This is a genomic window from Jejuia pallidilutea (genome assembly GCF_002973595.1).
GTDB classification, from domain to species: Bacteria; Bacteroidota; Bacteroidia; order Flavobacteriales; family Flavobacteriaceae; genus Jejuia; species Jejuia pallidilutea.
This window is the reverse complement of record NZ_PVEO01000006.1, coordinates 1-22,429: the sequence shown is the minus strand read 5'-3', so window position 1 is coordinate 22,429 and position 22,429 is coordinate 1. Positions and strand designations below refer to the sequence as shown.

General features: G+C 30.1%; 18 protein-coding genes. 17 read left to right on the top strand and 1 reads right to left on the bottom strand.

The annotated features are described in order from the left end of the window. Window positions 1–148 precede the first annotated feature (148 nt). Window positions 149–1,765, bottom strand: a complete 1,617-nt coding sequence (locus tag CLV33_RS10815; RefSeq protein ID WP_146109734.1) for a hypothetical protein — start codon at window positions 1,763–1,765, stop codon at window positions 149–151. Window positions 1,766–2,368: 603 nt separating this feature from the next. Here CLV33_RS10815 and CLV33_RS10810 point away from each other — a divergent pair. The 17 genes from CLV33_RS10810 (at window position 2,369) to CLV33_RS10735 (ending at window position 22,274) form a co-directional block, all read left to right on the top strand. Then, entirely contained in the window at window positions 2,369–3,349 is a 981-nt protein-coding gene (locus CLV33_RS10810; protein ID WP_105473927.1) for an acyltransferase family protein, read from the top strand. Between the two features lie 387 nt (window positions 3,350–3,736). Then, window positions 3,737–5,278: a lipopolysaccharide biosynthesis protein gene (locus tag CLV33_RS10805; protein ID WP_105473926.1), complete on the top strand. Its 1,542-nt coding sequence runs from the start codon at window positions 3,737–3,739 to the stop codon at window positions 5,276–5,278. Window positions 5,279–5,282: 4 nt separating this feature from the next. Continuing rightward, a complete protein-coding gene (locus CLV33_RS10800) occupies window positions 5,283–6,221 on the top strand; it encodes a glycosyltransferase (protein ID WP_105473925.1) in 939 nt (312 codons plus the stop codon). 4 nt (window positions 6,222–6,225) lie between these two features. Next, window positions 6,226–7,314: a glycosyltransferase family 4 protein gene (locus tag CLV33_RS10795; protein ID WP_105473924.1), complete on the top strand. Its 1,089-nt coding sequence runs from the start codon at window positions 6,226–6,228 to the stop codon at window positions 7,312–7,314. A 4-nt stretch (window positions 7,315–7,318) separates the two neighbouring features. Continuing rightward, window positions 7,319–8,449: an O-antigen ligase family protein gene (locus tag CLV33_RS10790; RefSeq protein ID WP_105473923.1), complete on the top strand. Its 1,131-nt coding sequence runs from the start codon at window positions 7,319–7,321 to the stop codon at window positions 8,447–8,449. Between the two features lie 8 nt (window positions 8,450–8,457). Next, window positions 8,458–10,296, top strand: a complete 1,839-nt coding sequence (gene asnB, locus CLV33_RS10785; protein ID WP_105473922.1) for an asparagine synthase (glutamine-hydrolyzing) — start codon at window positions 8,458–8,460, stop codon at window positions 10,294–10,296. Next, on the top strand, window positions 10,283–11,341 hold the full coding sequence (locus CLV33_RS10780) for a glycosyltransferase (protein WP_170064007.1): 1,059 nt from the start codon (window positions 10,283–10,285) through the stop codon (window positions 11,339–11,341). The genes asnB (CLV33_RS10785) and CLV33_RS10780 overlap by 14 nt, the downstream gene beginning before the upstream one ends. 2 nt (window positions 11,342–11,343) lie before the next feature. Beyond that, complete coding sequence (locus CLV33_RS10775) at window positions 11,344–12,507, top strand: glycosyltransferase family 1 protein (protein ID WP_244906422.1); 1,164 nt, start codon at window positions 11,344–11,346, stop codon at window positions 12,505–12,507. Beyond that, a complete protein-coding gene (asnB, locus tag CLV33_RS10770; protein ID WP_105473919.1) occupies window positions 12,494–14,404 on the top strand; it encodes an asparagine synthase (glutamine-hydrolyzing) in 1,911 nt (636 codons plus the stop codon). Before CLV33_RS10775 ends, asnB (CLV33_RS10770) begins: the two co-directional genes overlap by 14 nt. A gap of 2 nt (window positions 14,405–14,406) precedes the next feature. Continuing rightward, window positions 14,407–15,561 (top strand): glycosyltransferase family 4 protein, encoded by a 1,155-nt coding sequence (locus CLV33_RS10765; protein WP_105473918.1) that lies wholly within the window; start codon window positions 14,407–14,409, stop codon window positions 15,559–15,561. A 76-nt stretch (window positions 15,562–15,637) separates the two neighbouring features. Next, the gene (locus tag CLV33_RS10760; RefSeq protein WP_105473917.1) at window positions 15,638–16,735 is read left to right on the top strand and encodes a hypothetical protein; all 1,098 of its coding nucleotides are present in this window, start codon (window positions 15,638–15,640) and stop codon (window positions 16,733–16,735) included. Between the two features lie 65 nt (window positions 16,736–16,800). After that, window positions 16,801–18,291, top strand: a complete 1,491-nt coding sequence (locus tag CLV33_RS10755) for an AMP-binding protein (protein WP_105473916.1) — start codon at window positions 16,801–16,803, stop codon at window positions 18,289–18,291. Next, complete coding sequence (locus tag CLV33_RS10750) at window positions 18,288–18,542, top strand: acyl carrier protein (RefSeq protein WP_105473915.1); 255 nt, start codon at window positions 18,288–18,290, stop codon at window positions 18,540–18,542. Before CLV33_RS10755 ends, CLV33_RS10750 begins: the two co-directional genes overlap by 4 nt. Before the next feature lie 24 nt (window positions 18,543–18,566). Then, entirely contained in the window at window positions 18,567–19,181 is a 615-nt protein-coding gene (locus tag CLV33_RS10745; RefSeq protein WP_105473914.1) for a sugar transferase, read from the top strand. Next, window positions 19,159–19,767, top strand: a complete 609-nt coding sequence (locus CLV33_RS10740) for a formyltransferase family protein (protein ID WP_042243408.1) — start codon at window positions 19,159–19,161, stop codon at window positions 19,765–19,767. Before CLV33_RS10745 ends, CLV33_RS10740 begins: the two co-directional genes overlap by 23 nt. 159 nt (window positions 19,768–19,926) lie before the next feature. Further along, the gene (locus CLV33_RS17535) at window positions 19,927–20,115 is read left to right on the top strand and encodes a hypothetical protein (protein WP_170064006.1); all 189 of its coding nucleotides are present in this window, start codon (window positions 19,927–19,929) and stop codon (window positions 20,113–20,115) included. 8 nt (window positions 20,116–20,123) lie between these two features. Next, window positions 20,124–22,274, top strand: a complete 2,151-nt coding sequence (locus tag CLV33_RS10735) for a GNAT family N-acetyltransferase (RefSeq protein ID WP_105473913.1) — start codon at window positions 20,124–20,126, stop codon at window positions 22,272–22,274. Window positions 22,275–22,429: the final 155 nt, after the last annotated feature.

Genomic DNA, 22,429 nt, shown 5'->3' with positions numbered 1-22,429 from the left:
AAAGACACTATCCTAAAATCTGTGTAAGTTTAGGGTTAGTACTATTTTAAAATTAAAATTATCTATTCGCAATAAAAATATACTTAAATATCTCCATCAAACTCTCGTTCATTCTTTTACTTACTCTTCACTTTTTTTAATGAAAGAACTATTTTTTTTCTAAATCTATCAAATTTAGAAACTCTTCTACATTTGTATAGCCGTCACCATCTAAATCGTCTTTACTATCATCTATCATTGGGTTCAAACCCATAGCCGATTCCCATATATCAGGCATTCCATCACCATCTGTATCATAGTCTGAATTTCGACTATTGGTTGGTAGTTCTGGATAAATTAACTGAGATCTATCCGTATTATCTCTATAATTATAAGTGCTATTCGGGTCAATAGAATCTCTCCCTCCGTTTTTCACATCTCTAATATACATATCATCAACACTATCTAAGTAAAAAACATATGAACCCGTCTCTGTTAAAGTTTTATTTGCACCAACATCTTCAATTACTGATAAATATGCATCTTCAGGGCTTTCAATGGAAATGGGCCCTAAATCTGGCATTTTATCCATTTTAAATTGTTCTCTATTGAAATCTGAAGTAGTCTTATTCCATTCAAACCATAAAACTACATTATTCCAATTATCCGCTCCTGGTTTTAAATCATTGAAATTATCTTTAATTATATTATTAGATATATAAGCTTGAGGACTATTAAAACTACTAGCATTAATATAAGTACCTAATTGAAAGTTTCCACCATATTCTGCATAAGATGTAGCTCCCCCTTTATAATAATTACCAATTATATTAACTTTGCTCTCATTAAAAACGCTAGTTAATCTATGCAAATAATTATAAACTACATTGTTAATAATTTCAGATCTTCCATTTCCAGAAACATTGGGAAATCTATGCGATATATTTATGAATAAATTATCAAGAACACTGTTATCACCTGCAAGACTTGACCTACTATCATTAGTTGCTATTGCACCTATTAGCATACCCGTACTGGCATCTCCTATTATTGAACGTTGAACTGTTACATTACCTTGTCCATCCTTTTGATCATTATCATCTTGAAAGGCAACGCAAGAAGTTCCAACGCTATATCTAAAAGAGCAATGATCTAAAATAATATTATTTGATCCTGAACCAGTAAAAGCCGCCCCTTTAAGACCCAAATCAAAATAACTTGTATTAACAAATCTAATGTATCTCAAAATTACGTTATTCATTGACCAGAAGCCCACTGTTGGTCCTTCAATGGTAATACCTCCTTCTGGTGCAGTTTGACCTGCAACAGTTAGGTTATTGTTACGATCATCAATGAAAAGATAACTGTTTAATTTTATTGTTCCTGAAACATCAAAAACAACTATTCTCGGATAAGTCTGTGAAAGAGCCCATCTCAATGTGCCTTTTTGATCTCCATCCGTAAGAGTCGTAACATGCAAAACAACTCCTCCTCTACCACCTGTAGCTTGAGCCCCTGCACCCTCAGCTTTTGGGAATGCTTTTAAAGTCGTGGATACAACTTCATCTAGAACTATATCTGATTGCTCTTCTACCGGCTCTTCAGGCTCTTCAGGCTCTTCAGGCTCTTCAGGCTCTTCTTGAACAGGAGTATCTTCTTCTTCAATAACCTGTTCAGATTCAAGCATTAAATCTTCATTGTTACATGATAGAAACAGAGATAAAGATAAGAATAGAGTTAACATGAAAAAAAATTGTTTTTTTGTAGGTTTGAATGTTTTCTTCATTACGTTATAATTGATTTGGGGGAATTAGTATTTACTACGAAATTAATAATTAACTATGATAATAACGATATAATACATTTTTTTTCGACAAAAAACACTAAAAAATCCTACACCTATCGATAAAATACATTTTTTTAGGTTAGACGTCAATTTTATAATAATATTTTAATTACCATCTATAATGATACGTGAGAAATTTAATTATGGACTTTTTAAATATGCTTCCATAACAAATTTTTTGTACAAAACATTTGGAATCACTTTGACTACACCAAAATTTTGACGTTAGCAAATTTAGAAGAAATAGCTGTATTTGTATACTTATGTTGACAAAAGAATTCGATATTCTACTAATTGTTAATAACTTATAAGCTTATTAACAGTCCCTCTACGTTTTATCGCCCAAACACTTCTAAAAATATTATTTAAAGTCTTTCAGCTCGAAACTCTATCACTTTTAAATTTTCTTCAACACTATTTTAATTACTACTATTTAAAGTCGGTTTTAAAAACTAAAATCAGGTATTTAATTTAACCTAATTTAAGATTAGCAAAATAAATTGTTAATTTGTCATTTAAGACTAGTATAAATCTTTTGTTATAATGATCAGATATAATTTTGTAGATTTTTTTCGTTTAGTGGCTGCATTTTTCATACTCCTAGTACATACTAAGTATGGAGATTTGTCTGCAGAACATGTTAGTTATCTGAGATTAAGTGCAAGGTGGGCAGTTCCGTTTTTTTTTATCTGTAGTGGTTTCTTCTTAGGAAAGAAAATACAAAAAAATAAAGGAATTCCGTTATTCACTATTGAAAACAATTTAAAGAAATTAATATCTATTTTAATAGTTGCGAGTATAGTATACATGCCTATCAATATTATTTTACATTATTTTTATTTTGATATTAGCAATATACTAACTGGAACTTTTATTCATTTGTGGTTTGTAGGTTCTTTAATATTTGGATATATTTTTTTCTGGTATATGCATAAAATTAATAAAGCTAATTTTGTTCCTATTATTGCAATACTTATTATTTTTGGGGCACTATTTTTTGACTCTTATGATAACCTTATCAAAATTTCTTTAAATTATGAATTACCTCGATTTTTGCTTTGCATACCATTAATGCAATTAGGGATATTCTTTTCTAAAAACGAGAAATTAACAAGAAAAATAAATATAAGCTTATTAGTTTTAACTGTTTTTCTAGGATTTACAATTCAATATTTTGAGGCTTATATTTTTAACGTCAATTTTGGTTATAGTTTATTTAATCATGAGTTACTTATTGGAACAATAATAGTTGCTATTTCTGTTTTTTTAATTGCCATTAAAATAAGAATAAAAGATAATAGCATTTCAAGACTAGGGCTTAAATACTCATTATGGATTTATCTTTATCACCCATTTATTTATGTTCTAATAGATAAAGTGAATCAATATTTGTTATCGATTGAAGTTTTTAATAAAATACAAGTCATTAATCCCATTATTTGCTTTATTCTTACGTTAACTTTTGCTGTTCTTTTAAATAAATATCTTGAAAAGTTTTACAAACTAACTAATGGAGAGTTTTGATTCTTTCGATGATTTATCATTTCGTTTACTGACTTTCGAGTGTTTTCATGAATATTTGGAACCAATTACCACCAGAATATTTGTTAATAAATCAAACGAAAGTTTTATTAATCCTATAAATCAGTTGCTGTAAATTAATAAATATTTAAACTAGTAAATTGTATTGTTCTAATAATATTAATGATCAAATTGAAGTTTATCGGAAAAAATAAAACCTTAATATATTAATTTGAACTTTTAAATTTATTTTTTTCATATTTGCCTAGCTATTAATATACCTACGTCCCAATGATCAAATACCTTCCATTAATTATAATAGACAGCATTCCTTGGATTAATAAATATTTTGAACCTAGTAGATAGAAATTAAAAACTAATCCTCAAAAAATGTCTAGAGTTGCTAAAACCTTAAAAAATGCTAGAGTTGGATTATTTTTTTATTCAATTGTCGTATTTGTACATTTTTTCTCCAGAAAATATTTTTTACAATATTTAGGAGATGAGTTTATGGGCATCACCGCTACATTAAGGAGTATTCTTGGATTTCTTAATTTAGCTGAATTAGGTATAGGAACCGCTGTAGGTTTTGCTCTTTATAAACCGCTTTTCGATAAAAATAATAATGAAATAAATAAAATTATCGCTTTAGTTGGTTTTATTTATAAAAAAATTGGGTATTTAATTCTGATCGGTGGTGTTATTGTTTCTTTTTTCTTTCCAATAATATTTACTGAAACGAATATATCGTTGCCCATAATTTATTTTGCTTTTTACTCATTCTTAGCATCTTCTCTAATAAGTTATTTCTACAACTACCACTTAATTTTGCTTGAAGCGGATCAAAAGGCATATGTAGTAACCTCTTACTTCCAGTCCATAAATATAATCAGACTCATTCTTCAAACATTTTTAGCATATTATACACAAAGCTTTTTTGTTTGGATTTTTCTAGAATTATTCTTTTCAACTATTTATGCATTCATACTAAGAAGAAAGGTTAGTAAAGAATATCCATGGCTTTTAATTAGTTCAAAAGGATCAAAAGAATTACTTGGAGAGTTTAAATCTTTAACAAAAAAAATAAAACAAACATTTGTACATAAAATAAGTGCTTTTGTTTTAGGAAGTACAGATCAACTACTTATTTTCTCTATTATTAATGCAAAAAGTGTTGCATACTTTGGAAATTATCAATTAATTTTCGGTCAAATCAACAACCTATTAAATAGTTTTTTTAAAGGTAGTGGAGCAAGTATCGGGAATTTAGTTGCCGAGAATAATAAAGAAAATATTAATAAAATATTCTGGGAATTAATGTCTATAAGGTATTTAATTGGAGGTGTAGTTTCAATATGCATTTTTTATTTATTTGAACCTTTTATTAAATTATGGCTAGGCGAAAAGTACATACTCAACCAACTTGTACTTGTTTTAATGATAGTTAATTTTTTAATTTCACAAGTTAGAGTACCTGTCGAAAATTTCAAAAACGCATATGGATTGTTTTCTGATACTTGGGCGCCAATCGTTGAAATGCTATTGAACTTGGGAGTTTCAATAATATTTGGAAAATTATGGGGTATATCAGGAATAATGTTAGGTACATTGTGTAGCTTAATTCTAATTGTAGTAATTTGGAAACCGTACTTTTTATACAAAGCAGGATTTAAAACTAATTTTGGGGTGTATTGGAAGGGAAATTTAAAATTAATGACTAGTTTAATTTTGAGCTATTATATTATAGATTTATTTATCAAACATTTTATTTCAAATGAGAACCTCAATACATTCTTCCAGTTAATAATTTATGCCTTAAAAATTAGCTTTTTAACTGTAATTACATATGTACCTATACTATATATTCTCAATAAAGGCTTTAGGGACCTTAGTAGAAGAGCTTTGAATATGGTAAAACAATTAAAAAAATAATAAAATGCAAAAAATCAGCATCATTATACCCGTTTACAACGTCGAACAATATTTGCACAGGTGTATGCATTCTATTCTTAATCAAACCTATACTAATTTAGAAATTATACTAATAAACGATGGTGCAACTGATAATTCAGGCGAGATATGTGATGATTATGCTTCAAAGGATGATAGGATTTTAGTAATTCACCAAAAGAATAAAGGCTTAAGTGGAGCGAGAAACTCTGGATTAAAAAGAGCAACTGGAGAATTTGTAGGTTTTGTTGATAGTGACGACTGGATTGAATACGATATGTTTGAAAGAATGATGAATTTAATCCAAAACGAAAATATTGATGTTGTGGAATGTGGTATTTTAAAATCCTTAGACGTTGAAGACAATATAAATCGCCATGGCAAATTAAATATTGAAGACCGGTTAAGTGCCTTAAAACGAATTATTACTAATCAACAATTCTCCGTTTGGAGAAGGCTTTATAAAAAGAAAATTATTGAAGATATAACTTTTGTTGAAGGGAAAAATTCTGAAGATGTTTATTTTACTCTAGACGTTTTTAAAAACATAAATAAAATAGCCTATACAAGTGCTCCTTTGTATAACTATTTTATAGGTGGAGTAAGTATAACACGTGGTGGTTATAGACTAAAAACTTTAGATACTGTAGATGCTGCACTGCATCTTGAAGATATGGTAAGAAATCAAGAAAAAGATGAAGAACTAAAACAAATAGCCTTAGATTTTTTATTAGAAATCGTATTGTATAACTATAAGTTATTAAATATCAACAATAATTTAGACGATGATTACAGACATAGAAAAAAATTAAAATCTATTATAGAAAAGAATTATCATTTAGCAAATAAATATTTACAATTAAGACTTGCAAAGATTTTACCTGTTAAATTATTTCAATTAATATTAAAAATTTATCAAAACTAAAGAGATGAAAAAAAAAATAGGTTTTGTAATTCCTAGTTTGGGTCCGGGGGGAGCAGAACGCGTTGTGGTTTCTTTAGCTAACAAACTAATATGTAAATACAATATACATTTAATACTTTTATATAAAGAAAGTAATATATTATACAATGTGGATGAAAGAATAATTATTCATAATTGTTCAGAGTACTTACTAAAAAGTACAAACCTTTATCAAGCATTTAAAAATAATTACAAAACCTATAACGTAATTTCATCCTATACAAAAAACAACAAAATTGATTGTTTAATTGGATTTACAACCACTAGCAATATACTAACTGTACTAAGCGCTAAGTCTAACAAAATACCTTGTATTATAAGTGATAGATCTAATCCATATGTAAACCAATTAAATTGGTTTTGGAAAACAATTAGGTATTTAACATATCCGTTATGTAATTACTTAGTAGTACAAACTCAACTAAGTAAACAGTTTTACGCATTTATAAAAAAAGACAAATTAAAGGTTTTACCAAATCCTCTCTCCAAGGATTTAACGGAAAAAAGAGACTCTTACGTGAAAAAAGAAAACATCATTTTATACGTTGCTAGATTAGACGAAAATAAATCTCAAGACACCCTACTCAAGGCTTTTTCTAAATTGAACTTAACCGATTGGAAACTTGTTTTAGTTGGGGATGGTAATAAACGAACCGAATATGAAGCCTTAGCTAAAAAGCTAAATATATATGATAGAGTAATATTTACTGGTAGAATAAACAATCCTGATTATTATTATAATAGAGCTAAAATATTTGCTTTTACGTCTAAATCAGAAGGTTTTCCCAATGCGTTAATTGAAGCTTTATATTTTGGTTTACCATGTGTTTCAACAAATTGTCCATCAGGCCCTTCTGAATTGATTGATGAAGGTAGAAATGGATACTTAGTACCTGTTGATGACTTCGACCTATTACACAAAAAATTAAATTTATTAATTAACGATGAAAAATTAAGGTATAACTTTTCAAAATATGCTAAAGAAAAATCTAAACAGTACCATGTAGACGAGGTGAGCAAAAAATGGGAATTCTTAATAAAAGATTTAATTTGATGATATGAAAATTTTAAAATATATCATATTAGCACTAATCGTATTGAACATTCCTGAAGTAATCGTTAGAAATTTAGGTTCTGCCATGGGTACAATATCAAGTTATGCTGTCTTCTTATTGCTCATAATTTATTATTTATTTTTAAGAGAAAGAGGAGCACTAAATAAACCAATGCTATTAATTGCAGTTTCCTATTACTTGATTTCTAGTTTTCAAAGTCAGTGGCCACTTAAAGAGTTTGCATTTTTAGCGATTAAATTTTTTATTATAGTAATCACGGGATATGAACTAGTGAAGAACACTTCAGTAAGGGAGTTTTCATATTTTTTTGCCATCGGATCTCTTACCGTCATTTTACATCCTATACTTTTTGCTAATGACTATGGCAGGTATAGCGGCTTTTATTTTAACCCAAACTCTGCTGGTTTTATAGCAATAATATCTTTTGCTCTAACTTTTTATTATCAGAAAGGTTTGATAAAGACTAGTAAAACACTAGTTTCTAGTGTTGGTGGCTTAATGACCTTTTCTAGGACATTTGTAGTATTATGGGTACTTTTAAATTTACTATCAGTTAAGATTAGTATAAAAAATGTGAAGATATTTATTTACGGGATAGCCGTGGTTATATTCATTTTTTCTACGAAGGAAGTGTTACAGCTAAACACAAAAAGAATAAATGAATTTGAAGCACTAATAAACAATGACAAAACTGCGGCAAAAGGATTAACTCAAGATTCTAGGGCAGATACTTGGAGCCTATATTATGATAAAATTTATGACAAACCTTTTTTTGGAAATGGGTATCATTTCTTTCAAGGTGGTCATATTGCTAGTGCTGGTGTTGGCGTTCATAATTCTTTTTTAATGGTAATGGGTGAAGCAGGGATAATAGCATTTTTAATTTTCACATTTTATTTTATTTATTTATTAATTTATTCTTATAGGTATTTTGATAAAGCTCCGCATTTATTTATGATGACCATTGGATTGGTAGCTGTCCTAATGGCAGATCATGGCTTCTTTTATCATCATGTTTTTCCTATAACAGCCATGTGGATACAATATCAAATTAAAGCACTAAAAGATAATTTCAAAACTGAAGAAGTAACCTTAACAACTCAATTAACCTAAAAAAACTTATGTGTGGCATATATATAACCAATATAGATTATAAAGAAGATAGAATTAAAAAGAAATTAAGAGAAATTAATTTTAGAGGTCCTGATAATATTGGAGTAACTAAAATTAATAATATTACTTTAGGGCATTTAAGACTTTCCATTCTTGATTTAAATATTAGATCGAATCAACCTATGATCTATAAAAACTTATCCCTTACGTACAATGGAGAAATATATAACTATGAAGATATAAAAGATGAACTGGTAAATCTGGGTTATGAATTTGAGACCGAAAGCGACACTGAAGTATTACTAAAAGGATATTATGAATGGGGCAAATATGTTTTAGACAAAACGAATGGTATGTTTGCCTTCTCTATATACGACAAAGAAAAAAACACCATTTTTTCTTCAAGAGATAGATTGGGTGTAAAACCATTTTATTATTATTGGAATGATGGTAAATTTGAAATTTGCAGCCAATTAAGACCGTTAATTAATGAAAAAAGCACTGTAAATAACAAAGCAATAAGTATATATCTAGACACAGGTTATATCCCTAGCCCATACTCTGCCATAGAACATGTTTACAAACTTCCACCAGGAAATTACATGGTGATTGATTTGAATAAAAATCAATTAACTACACATGCATTTTGGGACCTAAAAGAAGTTAAATTAACTAAAGCCTCTTATGAAGAAGCTAAACAGCAAGTCCACGACCTATTAAGAGATGCGGTAAAAATAAGATTAAGATCAGATGTACCTATTGGATCCTTTTTGTCAGGAGGTATTGATTCGGCGTTAGTATCTGGAATTGCTGCAGAAATATCCAAAAACAAAATAAATACTTTCTCAATTGGCTTTGAAGATCCTAAGTATGACGAAAGCAAAGTAGCAGAGCAATATGCAGGGTTTTTAAAAACAAACCACACCACAATTATGTGTAAAATTGAAGATGTATTAAATATGATACCTAAATACATTGAAGTTTATGACGAACCCTTTGCAGACAGTTCAGGTTTACCATCGTTATTGTTAAACTCTGTAACCAAACAACATGTAACTGTAGCGCTTTCTGGTGATGGGGGTGACGAAAGTTTCTTGGGTTATAACTACTTCTCCTTTTTGAAAAAAAATAAAATAATTTTTCTATTGCCTATATCTTTAAGAAAACTCATAATAAAGATTAAAGGCCTGTCATTGATTAGAATATTGACCCAAAAAGCTATACCTGAAAAATTATTTGTTACAAAAGATATTAATCAATACATCATAGGCCATTTTACAGGATACGATAGCTTCCAAAAAAATAGATTTACTGAATGGCTTAAACATTATACTAATTTTAAGAAAACTGCTACGCATTTTTTACAACGGGCAGCAGATTTAAATATAAAATTATGGCTTGAAAATGATAGTAATGTTAAAGTTGATAGAGCAAGTATGGCTTATTCTGTTGAGGTTAGAAGTCCATTTTTAGACTACAGAGTAGTAGAAAAAGCAAGAACTTTACCCGTTAATTATAGGTTTAGGAATGGTGTTAGAAAAAAAATACTAAGAGATATTTTGAGTGAGTACATACCAGAAGAAGTTTTTGATCAACCCAAAAAAGGGTTTAGTATTCCACTAGGCAAATGGATGAGAAATGAACTAAAAGAAGAAATAATGTTAAATTTAGATGATGACTTTTTAAATTTTGTACCAAATTTAGATATTAAAAAATTTAAGCAGCGCTTAAGTGATCATATGACAGGTAAAGCTGATTTTAAAACTAACGTTTGGAAATTATATGTTTTGCGAAAATGGTATGAAGAGTTTGGTTTTTACCCAAAAAATGAATATGAAAAAAACTAAAGTACTCTTTGTATTACCTACGCTAACGGCTGGTGGCGCAGAACGTGTTATGTCTTTTGTTGCTCAAAACATAAACAATGCTAAATTTGAGAGTACCCTACTAGTTACTGGTTACAAAAAAGATGCTGCCTATGCAATTAAAGGCATACGTGTAAAATTCCTAGAAAAAAGCAGAGTGTTTACAGCAGTTCCCAGTATTTTCTTTTTTTTACTAAAAAATAAGCCAGATTATGTGCTAAGTTCCATAGGGCATTTAAATACCGTAATGGGGCTAATGGCACCGGTTTTTAAGAAAACAACATTTATTATAAGAGAAGCAAGTGTGGTATCGCAAATGAGTAAAATACACAATCAATCTGAACATAAAAGTATGTATTCAACTTTAGCCCTTAAAGCCTACAAACAGATTGATATGGTAGTGTGTCAATCCAAAGATATGGCAAAAGATTTTATAGATATGTTTAACATTCCAGAACATAAAATTACAATAATAAACAACCCCATAACACAGTCTATTGCTTTAAAAAACAGCACTAAAAATAATGATGGTGTTGTTAAGTTTATTACTGTGGGCAGGTTGAGCAAAGAAAAAGGGCAACTAAGAGTTTTAAAACTACTTGCTAAGCTAAATTTTAATTTTCATTACACTATAATTGGTGATGGCCCTTATAAAGAAAAAATTAATGACGCTATAGAACGCTATAACTTAAGGGATAGTATAACACAAATACCATTTACTAAAGACGTCTCAAAGTATATTTCTGAAAGCGACCTCTTCCTTCAAGGGTCCTATGTTGAAGGTTTTCCAAATACAGTTTTAGAAAGTTGCTTTGTAGGCACACCTGTTTTAGCATTTAACGTACCCGGAGGGACTAAAGAAATACTACAGCATCAAGTTAACGGATATTTAGTGGAAAACGAAGAAGAATATCTTCACTATTTAAACAATAGATTATCTTTGAAACCTAAAGATATAAGAGCATCTGTTGCCACAAAATTTAACGAAGAAACCATTATTAAACAATACGAAGCACTATTTACTTAATTATGGAGCAACAACCTACTAGAATTTTACAGGTTTTAACAATTATGAATCTTGGCGGTGCAGAAACTATGATAATGAATTATTATAGGCATGTAGACAGAACTAAAATTCAATTTGATTTTTTATTACATAGGGAAGAACGTGGTTTTTTTGATGATGAAATAGAGTCTCTTGGTGGTAAAATTTATAGAATGCCTGCAATAGCACCACAAAACTATGTTAAGTATAAGAAGCGGCTAAACGTTTTTTTTAATGAACACCCAGAATATACTATTGTTCATTCTCATTTAAATGCTTTAAGTAGCATTATATTAGGAATTGCTAAAAACAAAAATATACCAATTAGAATTGCCCACAGCCATCTTGCCGTTGAGGCTACAGTATTACAAAAGATATTTAAGAAGAATACCGATATAAAAGCAACATTAAAAGACACCATACAGTCGCTTATAAGACAAAGGGTTAAAAAAGTTGCCACCCATTACTTTGCATGTGGTCAAAAAGCTGGAGATTGGCTTTATGGAGAAAAAAACAAACAAAGCGTTACTGTTATTAATAATGCCATAAATGCTTCTGTGTTTACTTACAACCCAGAAAAAGCAAAAAAGATTAAGCAAGAGCTTAATTTAAATGGTAAAAAAGTTATTGGGCATGTTGGTCGTTTTAACGAACAAAAAAATCATTTTTTCTTACTTAAGATTTTTTATGAGGTTTATAAACAAGATAATAACTGTGTACTAGTTTTAATTGGCGATGGTAACCTAAAACCAAAAATAGAAAAGGAAGTTGCCAATTTAGGAATAGAAAAACAGGTGCATTTTTTAGGGCTTAGAGACAATATACCCGAATTATTACAAGGTTTCGACTTGTTTTTATTTCCATCGCTTTACGAAGGTCTTCCTGTAACAGTTGTAGAAGCCCAAGCATCTGGTTTAAAAATAGTTACCTCAAGTACGGTTACCAAAGAAGTAAACATAACCGGCCTTGTTACCTATGTAAATCTTGACACACCAGAAACGGAGTGGGCAAATATCGTAATTAGCAATCTGGACTACGATAGAAAAAATACGCTTAATAATATAAAAGAAGGCGGATATGATATTCATGAAAATGCAAAAAACCTACAAAACTTCTATTTAAACGAAAACAACAATGTGCGGAATTAACGGCTATATAGCATTACATAACCAAAACGAACAAAAGGTAAAAGGGCTTCTCTCAAAAATGAATGATTTAATCTTTCACCGAGGGCCAGATGAAGATGGCTTTTTTTGCGAGAATACAGCATCCTCAACCTTGGGTATGGCTATGAGAAGACTCTCTATTATCGATTTAAGTTCTGGTAAACAACCCATTTTTTCTGATGATAAAAGCATCGTTATTGTTTTTAATGGTGAAATATATAATTATCGTGAGCTAAAAGAAAAACTAAAAAAACTAGGGGTAACGTTTAACACCACCAGTGATACCGAAGTTATTTTAAAACTCTACGAAAAATTTGGGGTAGACGCATTTAAAGAGCTTGATGGTATGTTTGGTTTTAGCATCTACGATAAAAACAAAAACAAAGTATACATAGCTAGAGACTTTTTTGGTGAAAAACCATTGTATTATTACAAGAGCGACACTCAATTTATTTGGGCTTCAGAGCTTAAGTCCGTAATTAATGTAATAGATAAAAAACCACAACTAAATAGTAAGGGCTTAAATTTATACTTTAGGCTTACTTACATTCCCGCACCATATACTATCTATGAAAACATACACAAGCTTAAACAAAATCACTACATAGCATATGATGTAGAGAACAACACCTTTTCAATCCATCAAATAGAAAAAGAAACCAATAATGCCACACCAAAAATTGATGTTTCGTTTGATGAAGCTAAAAAAAACGTAAGAGATTTAATGTATGAAAGTGTTACCAGTAGAGCTGTGTCTGATGTCCCTATTGGCACCTTTCTTTCTGGAGGTGTAGATTCCTCGGTAGTTTCCCTATGTTTATCGCAATTTTCTTCCACGCCTATAGATACGTTTTCAATAGGTTTTGAAAAAAAATCTTATGATGAAAGTGATAAATCTAGAGTTGTAGCAAAACTCATCAACAGTAATCACCACGAATTTATCATTAACGAAAAAGATCTTGCAGAGGATGTAAATAAGATATTATTAAATTTTGATGAGCCCTTTTCTGATTCCTCTTCACTCCCAACCTATTTAGTTTCAAACAGAACCAAGAATCATGTTAAAGTTGCATTAACAGGTGATGGTGGTGACGAAGTTTTTGGAGGGTACAACAAATACTATATTGGCAAATTAAATACAAAATATACTAATGTAGTGCCCAAAGGGTTTCACGGTTTTGTAAAAAATGTTACTTCTCCTCTATTAAAAACATCTAGCGATAAAAGAGGTAAAAGATTTAAAATTAAAAGATTACTAAATTCTATTGATTATAACGGTGGTGATTATTATTGGGATATTTTGTCCTTGGGCTTTCAAAAAAATACCCTTGGCGCATTTCTTTTGCCTAAATATTTGAATGATGATTTATTCGATGTTTACAAAAAGGATACAGGTATAACCCACCCTAAAACCTTAACCGATTTTAGGTTAATTGATAAAGTTACCAGTCTTGAAGGCGACATGCTTGTTAAAGTAGATAGAACCAGTATGCTAAATTCCTTGGAATGTAGGGCACCTTTTCTAAATAAAAAGGTTTGGAATTATACCAATACGTTACCAGAAGATTTTTTAATGAAGGGCTGGAACAAGAAATATATTCTCAAGGAAGCATTTAGAGATCAGTTTCCTAAAGATTTTCTAGACAAAAGCAAAAGTGGTTTTGGTGCTCCTGTTGGCGATTGGTTAAAATCTAGCCTTAGGGCTGAATTAGAAAGCTACATTACTGAAAACGAATTAATAGATCAAAACATTTTCCATGTAGATAATATTATCAATTTAGTTAAAAATCATATTTCAGGAAAAGAAGATAATACGTTTAAAGTGTGGACATTCTATTGTTTTCAAAAGTGGTACCACAATATTTACAAGCGCCTCTAAAAATGAAAAAGAAAATAATTAGAGTTACAACTGTTCCTAAATCCTTAGGTGGACTACTTACAGGGCAACTGAAATTCATGTCTCAATATTTTGAGGTTGTTGGCATATCATCCAAAGGAATTAAAGGCAGTTTACAAAAAATTAATGACGACGAAGGTGTAAGGGTTATTCCTGTTGAAATGACAAGAAAAATAACACCAATAAAAGATCTTAAAGCGGTTTGGAAACTCTATAAAATTTTTAAAAAAGAACAACCATTTATTGTACATTCCCATACACCCAAAGCAGGCACATTAAGCATGTTAGCAGCCTTATTAGCAAGGGTACCTCATAGATTACATACTATTGCAGGTTTACCTTTAGTTGAAGCAACAGGATTTAAACGCCTTATACTTAACACTGTAGAAAAAATAACTTATAGTTGCGCAACTAAAATTTATCCAAATTCCTATGGATTAGTAGATATTATTTTAGAGCAAAAATTCACTTCAAAAAACAAACTTAAGGTTATAGGTAAAGGTAGTTCTAACGGAATAGATACCAATCATTTCAACCCTACGCTTTTTACTGATGATTTTAAAAAAGATCTAAGAAATAAATTAAATATCCCTAACAATAATTTTGTATTCATTTTTGTAGGAAGACTCGTTACAGACAAAGGACTTAACGAGCTAATAAGTGCTTTTTCTAAACTTAATAAAACCCATAACGATATTAAACTTTTATTAGTAGGCGGATATGAAAAAGAACTAGACCCGTTATTGCCTGAAACTGAAGCTACAATAAATTCTAATAAAAATATAATAACTACGGGTTGGGTTGATGATGTTAGACCCTACTTCTCTATAGCAAACGCACTAACCTTTCCCAGCTATCGAGAAGGCTTTCCTAATGTTGTAATGCAGGCTGCTGCTATGGAATTGGTAAGTATTGTTTCTAATATTAACGGTTGCAATGAAATTATTCAAAACAAGGAAAACGGTATTGTTATCCCTGTAAAAAACCAACAAGCATTGTATGATGCAATGGTAGAAATTTATTCGAATAAAGATACAGCAATAGCCATGGGAAAGGCATCCAGAAAACTAATTGTTGCCAACTATGAGCGTAAAGAAGTTTGGAACGCCCTTCTTAAAGAATATAATAGCCTTTCGTAGGAAAAATAGCTTTTGAAACGTAGATTATTTTAATTTTACAAAGCATTTATAAAATGCGTTTGCTATAACAATAATAATGGGAGAGGATATTAAAATTACTTCTTTAACCAAAGAAGAATTGCGCGATGCTATTGCGAATAATACATATTGGAGTACCGATACCAAGAACATCCCCTTTTCTAAAAGTAAAGCGAGTTGGGTGCTTAGAAATGATAGGATAGACAATAATGATGTTTGTGCTATTATAGGTACCGAAAACCAAACTGTTATTTCTTTTATTTTTTTAGTCCCAGATTTTATTAAAACTAAATCTGGAACCGAAAAAATATTTTGGAGTAGACGTTGGTGGATTTCAGATAAGTACAAAGATTCTATTCTACCCACCTATACCATGAGTATTGCTATGAATGCTGTAAATAACAAAGCAGTGGTGAAATTTCTTGGAAAAGACATTGAAGCGTACTATAGAAAACAACCTTTTACAGAGTTTGCCCATAGAACACGTTATTATATTATTTTTAATTTAGATGCTAATATTCTTTTAAGTAAAATTAGTAGTCTTAAACATATAAAAGGAGTAGTAAAAGCTATAGATAGTGTTTCGCTAAGTTTTGTATCGGTTTTTAATGCTTTTAAAACAAAGAAAAACACAAAACCTCTTACTTACGAGTACGTATCATGTATAGACGAAAATCTTTGGCAATTTTTAAGTCCGTTTTGCGAGAAAGACCTCATACCTAAATCTAAAGCATATATTAGTTGGCAAATAGATAATAACCAATATACAAATGCACCTATTCGAGATAAATACCCTCATAATTGTTTGCTAAGTACTATTTACAAAAGGGTTTACAACATAAGCTACATTATAAAAAAAGAAGGGCATATAATTGGTTTCACTTCATTCTTAGTAAGAGGAAAAGAAGCCATGGTGCGTTACTTTATAGTTAAAGACGAGTATTTAGAAGCATGTGCAGATGCTTTAATGGAAAATGTTATACAAACAAAAGCAACAAACCTGCAAACTGAAAATGAAACTCTTGGAAAGTATATTAAAAAGAAATTTGTTAACCTGTATACAGATAAGCGTAAACTTTATGCCCTAGCACATAACGCTATGAATATTGATTTTGAAAATGCTGTTATTAATGATAGGGATGGAAATTTTGCCTAGTATTGGCTGCTTTAGAAGCAATGAATTTTTAAAAAAAGCGTCGATATTTAAAATTTAAATTTCAAATGGATTACATAAAAAAAATAACTGAATCTATATTGCATAACCAAGATTGCAATGCGTTATTTATTAATAATCGGTACTACTCTTACAAAACATTTGCCCTATGTATAAGCAACATAAGGCACGCTATTGAAAACACAATTCCATTTGAAGAAAAGCTTATAGGTTTAGTTACAAATGATGATATTGAAACCTATGCATCAATTATAGCGTTATGGTTAGAAGGTAAAGCTTACGTTCCTGTTAACCCAGAATTTCCTCTAGAAAGAAATTTAGAAATATTTAGACTTACCGAAACCAAATATATTTTAAATTCTTCAACTACCAATGTATACGATAACTTCAATGTTATTAATACGAGAGAAAAACAAAATGCAAACATAAATTTAACCCCTAAAAGTGTAGATGGTGAAGCATTAGCATATATACTATTTACCTCAGGAACTACGGGTGTACCCAAAGGCGTTCCCATTACCTTTAATAATGTGCAAGCTTTAGTAAATGCTATTGATGCAGAACCAACATTTAATCTGAATAATACAGACAAATGCCTACAGATGTTTGAGTTAACTTTTGATTTTTCTGTAGTCACATATCTATTTCCTTTTTTAGCAGGATCTTGTATCTATACTATTCCCAAAGGAAAGATAAAATACTTTTATATTTTTAAACTGCTTCAAGAACAACACCTTACAGTACTTACAATGGTGCCCTCCATTATTAACTATTTACGCCCATACTTCCCAGAAATTAATGCTACATCGGTTAGATATTGTAGTTTTGGAGGTGGTGCCCTACATGAAGATATTGCTAAAGCATGGAGCGATTGTCTTCCTAATTGTAAAATATTTAATTACTACGGCCCAACAGAATTCACTGTGTATAGTGGTTTTTATCCTTACCACAAAGAAAATCATACTAAAGCATACAATGGTGTTATATCTATTGGTACACCACAAAAAGACACCTTATATCTTGTTGTTGATAAACAAAACAAAGAAGTACCCATTGGCATACCAGGAGAACTTTGTTTGGCAGGTCCTCAAATAACTCCCGGTTATTGGAATAATGAAGAAAAAAATAAGTCTAGTTTCTTCTATTATGACATAAACGGTAGTAATGAACGGTTTTATAAAACAGGCGATTTATGTATAAAAGATGAAGATGGCGACTATCTGTATGTGGGAAGAGCTGATTTCCAGGTGAAAATTAGAGGGTATAGGGTTGAGCTAGGTGAAGTTGAATACCATGTTAAAAAGGTAATTACAAATCATAATTTTGTAGTATTGGATATTGATAATAGTTCTGGTAATAATGAATTATATTTAATCATAGAATCTGATACTTTTAAGTATGAACACATCATAAATTATTTAAAAGAAAAATTGCCCAATTATATGGTGCCTACACAAATACGATTTATTGACAATATCCCTCACAGCATTAATGGCAAAATAGATAGAAAACAATTACGAAACACATTTTACTCATGAAAAACCAAGACATTTTAAACAAGGTTACCACATCTTTTAGCAGAGTTTTAGAGCACAATAATTTTACTTTAACTGAATCGACTACGGCTAATGATGTAGATGGATGGGAATCTATAACGCACATGATGATTATTAGCGATATTGAAAAATCCTTTAATATCAAATTCAAACTTATGGATTTAATGAATATGGATACCGTAGGAGATTTAATAAAAGCTATTGATAAAGAACTAAATGCAATACATAGCTAAACATAAATAACCTTATATTGTATAATGTATCAATCCTTTTTTAAGCGATTACTAGACCTTTTGGCAGCTATATTTGCGTTGTTTATGGTGTCGCCTATTTTTATAATTTTGCTATTCATATTAGCTGTAGCAAATAAAGGCACGCCCTTTTTTGTACAAAAACGCCCAGGAAAGGACGAAAAAATATTCAGTATCGTAAAATTTAAAACGATGACTGATAAGACAGACAAAAATGGAAATTTGTTACCGGATGGTGAACGTTTAACCGCTATTGGCAAACTGGTAAGAAAAACATCATTAGATGAGCTGCCACAACTTATAAATATTATAAAAGGCGATATGAGTTTTATAGGGCCTAGGCCACTTTTAATTAGGTACCTACCCTACTACTCTAAAACAGAGAAAAAAAGACATTCAATTAGGCCTGGTATTACAGGTTTAGCTCAAATCTCTGGAAGAAATATATTAAACTGGAACGATAGACTAAGTAAAGATATTGAATATGTTGAACATTTAAGTTTTAGTTTAGATTTTAAAATTTTTATAAAAACCATTCAAAAAGTAATCACTTCAAAAGATGTAGTGGTAAATCCAAATTCAGTTATTCAAGATTTAGATGCAATTAGATCAAAACATTAAATGGGCTATTTTAGTAACCGGTTGGGGAAGAAACGCAAAAGACACTATTAAAGCTTACACCAAAGGAAAATTGGCCAACTCCACTATAAATTTGGTTATTTATGAGGAAGAACCTTGTGGCGCTAAAGATTATGCCGAAAAACATGGTATAGAAACTTTGCAGCTAATTAAGCGAAATTTCCCAAACTTGTTGAGCTATCAGGAACAGTTAACCCTAGAAATAAAAAAAAGAAACATCGATTATATTTTTATGCTAAATTTTAAATACATCATAAAAGAACCGATGTTGAAAGCATTTCCCAATAAAATCATTAACATTCACCCGTCGTTATTCCCAAGTTTTTTAGCCACCAAAACTGCTATACAAGATGCCCTGGATTATGGTGTAAAAATAACAGGAATTACAACCCATATAATTGACGATAAGGTAGATGAAGGTATTATTCTTTGCCAACGTGCCATTAAAGTGAGCAAAAATGATAACTTTGAAACACTTTACCCCAAATTTGCTAAAAAAGGAAAAAAAATAGTTTTAAAAACTATTTCAGAAATTGAAAAACTACACCTTGAAAAATTAGATAAATAAAAAATGTGGCTCATCAAAAATAATAACGTTTAAACGTAAAATATAGGCAATTATTAAAGCCTACTTTACCTTTACTTTAATGAAGCATCAAAGCATTAAACGAATATTTAATTTTCTGTCGGCAATAATAGTTTTCCTATTATTATACCTATTTTTATTATGATAATTATTTGCGGAATGACAACTAATAATGAGAAGCCATTTTTCTTTCAGCAACGTCCTGAAAAAAACGAAAAATTGTTTGAAATTATTTTTCCAACTATTAATCGAACTATAACCCCAACTGGGCTAAACAACAGCTTAGGCACTAATATGCCTGTGTTTACAAGAACAATAAAATCTACATAAATAGAGCAATGCAATTAATAGAAGACAAATATAAATTTGGGTGTATTAAGGTTAAAAATGAAGCCGATATATCTATTTACAAACAGAATCTAAGCAAAATTAAAAATGCCAATATATTTTATTCTCATGAGTATATAAGTTCCCTTGCACAAAAAAACTTTATCTATTTTATACTTTTAAGAGAAGATACTTTAATTGCCTTTATGCCTATTTATTTAAAAAAAATAAATGATTACGGCACATGCAACACTAGCGATTCTGATTATTTTGATGCTTCATCGCCTTACGGATATGGCGGTCCGCTTTTCTGTGCATTAAATTCCAAAGAAGAAAACTTATTTTTTTGGAATAAGGTAGATCAATGGTACAAAAGTAATAATGTGGTCACAGAATTCATTCGTTTTAACTTGTGCGAAAACTACAAACACTACACTGGGCATTTAATACCTACGTTAGATAACGTAAAAGGAGAATTAGTAGATTTTGAAACATTATGGACAAACTTTAAACAAAAAGTTAGAAACAACTATCGTAAATCCCTAAAATACAATTTAAAAGCCAAAATATATACTGAAAATATTGATTCAGATAGCATTGAAAAGTTTCACGATATTTATATAAAATCGCTAAATAGAAATAACGCCGCAACCAATTATTATTACACGAAATTTTATTTTGAAAATTTAATAAATAACAATCCAGACGATACAATACTGGTATTAATATTTAAAGATGACGTGGCTATTTCTGCTGAACTTATTTTAATTGATAATGATACGTTGTATTCGCATTTAGGAGGCACTCATGCTGAATACTTTAACATGAGACCTAACGACTTCTTAAAGATTGAAGTTATGAAATGGGCCATAGAACACAAAAAAAAATATTATGTTTTGGGTGGTGGTAGAGTAAATGGAGACGGTTTATATCATTACAAAAAATCGTTTTTCCCTTTAGATAAGGATGACGTTTTTTACACAGGGAGAAAAATAATTAACCAACCTATATACAACCGTTTAATCAACGAAATTAATGTTGAATATACTAATGCTTTGGATGATATTAAAGATTCTAAAACATTTTTTCCTCTTTATGGAGAAAGAAAAAAAACAATTGACGAAAAAAATACTATGAAACAAAATATACTATTTACGTGTGCTGGAAGGCGCAACTATTTAATTAATTATTTTAAAGAAGCATTACATGGTGATGGCCATATTATAGCTGTAGATAAAGAATTAAATGCTCCTGCTCTAATAGATGCCGATATTGCTATAGAAGTACCCAGTATTTACGATGATGGTTACATCTCTAAAATTAAAGAAATAGTTGATACCTACAAAGTTACTGCAATCATCTCTTTAAATGATTTAGAACTACCAATATTGGCAAAGCACAAAAATTTACTTGAAAATAAAAATACTAAAGTTATTGTATCCAGTGAAGAGGTTATTTCTATTGGTTTTGATAAGTGGAAGACCTTCAAATTCTTAGAAGAAATAGGACTAAATTCCCCCAAAACTTACATAGATTTAGATAAAGCTATGGCAGCTATAGAAGCTGGTATTTTAAAATTCCCTCTAGTATTAAAACCACGTTGGGGAAGTGGATCCATAGGCATTGAAATACCTGAAACTTTAGATGAACTGCTTCTAAGCTATAAACTACAAAAATTAAAACTAAAAAGATCCATACTTAAAAATGCCAGTGAAAAAGATATTAATAATGCTATATTAATTCAAGAAAAAATTGAAGGTGTAGAATTTGGCTTAGATGTAGTGAATGATTTTGAAGGTAACTATTTTGGCACCTTTGCTAGGGAAAAACTAGCTATGAGATCTGGAGAGACAGATAAAGCAGAATCTGTTATTAAACCTGCTTTTGATGAGGTTGGACAAATATTAGGAAGCCATCTAAAACATATTGGCAATATGGATGTAGATGCTTTTTTGGTAAACGATACATTGTATATTTTAGAATTAAACCTTAGGTTTGGTGGCGGATATCCGTTCTCTCATGAAGCAGGAGCTAACATAGCAAAAGTTTATATAGATTGGCTAAATAAGGTTGACGAAAAAGAAGTTCTGAAAAACATAAACTATAAGAGTGGTATTAGCTTTAGTAAATGCGATAGATTGTTAAATATATCCCAGAAATAGCTACCAAATAAAAAATTGCAAAACCACCTTAGGCTTAAAATTTTGTATTTAAAGGCTCTTAAGGCACATTCAGAAAATAGCTTGATTACGAGCATCAAAATATAAAAAGCAAGATTTGGTTACTTCCAAGTCTTGTTTTTTTTAGTTTTAGAGCT

Excerpts from the sequence above, each read along its gene's own strand:
- CLV33_RS10815 (WP_146109734.1), bottom strand. The coding sequence starts at position 1,765 with ATGAAGAAAACATTCAAACCTACAAAAAAACAATTTTTTTTCATGTTA.
- CLV33_RS10810 (WP_105473927.1), top strand. The coding sequence starts at position 2,369 with ATGATCAGATATAATTTTGTAGATTTTTTTCGTTTAGTGGCTGCATTT.
- CLV33_RS10805 (WP_105473926.1), top strand. The coding sequence starts at position 3,737 with ATGTCTAGAGTTGCTAAAACCTTAAAAAATGCTAGAGTTGGATTATTT.
- CLV33_RS10800 (WP_105473925.1), top strand. The coding sequence starts at position 5,283 with ATGCAAAAAATCAGCATCATTATACCCGTTTACAACGTCGAACAATAT.
- CLV33_RS10795 (WP_105473924.1), top strand. The coding sequence starts at position 6,226 with ATGAAAAAAAAAATAGGTTTTGTAATTCCTAGTTTGGGTCCGGGGGGA.
- CLV33_RS10790 (WP_105473923.1), top strand. The coding sequence starts at position 7,319 with ATGAAAATTTTAAAATATATCATATTAGCACTAATCGTATTGAACATT.
- asnB (WP_105473922.1), top strand. The coding sequence starts at position 8,458 with ATGTGTGGCATATATATAACCAATATAGATTATAAAGAAGATAGAATT.
- CLV33_RS10780 (WP_170064007.1), top strand. The coding sequence starts at position 10,283 with ATGAAAAAAACTAAAGTACTCTTTGTATTACCTACGCTAACGGCTGGT.
- CLV33_RS10775 (WP_244906422.1), top strand. The coding sequence starts at position 11,344 with ATGGAGCAACAACCTACTAGAATTTTACAGGTTTTAACAATTATGAAT.
- asnB (WP_105473919.1), top strand. The coding sequence starts at position 12,494 with ATGTGCGGAATTAACGGCTATATAGCATTACATAACCAAAACGAACAA.
- CLV33_RS10765 (WP_105473918.1), top strand. The coding sequence starts at position 14,407 with ATGAAAAAGAAAATAATTAGAGTTACAACTGTTCCTAAATCCTTAGGT.
- CLV33_RS10760 (WP_105473917.1), top strand. The coding sequence starts at position 15,638 with ATGGGAGAGGATATTAAAATTACTTCTTTAACCAAAGAAGAATTGCGC.
- CLV33_RS10755 (WP_105473916.1), top strand. The coding sequence starts at position 16,801 with ATGGATTACATAAAAAAAATAACTGAATCTATATTGCATAACCAAGAT.
- CLV33_RS10750 (WP_105473915.1), top strand. The coding sequence starts at position 18,288 with ATGAAAAACCAAGACATTTTAAACAAGGTTACCACATCTTTTAGCAGA.
- CLV33_RS10745 (WP_105473914.1), top strand. The coding sequence starts at position 18,567 with ATGTATCAATCCTTTTTTAAGCGATTACTAGACCTTTTGGCAGCTATA.
- CLV33_RS10740 (WP_042243408.1), top strand. The coding sequence starts at position 19,159 with ATGCAATTAGATCAAAACATTAAATGGGCTATTTTAGTAACCGGTTGG.
- CLV33_RS17535 (WP_170064006.1), top strand. The coding sequence starts at position 19,927 with ATGATAATTATTTGCGGAATGACAACTAATAATGAGAAGCCATTTTTC.
- CLV33_RS10735 (WP_105473913.1), top strand. The coding sequence starts at position 20,124 with ATGCAATTAATAGAAGACAAATATAAATTTGGGTGTATTAAGGTTAAA.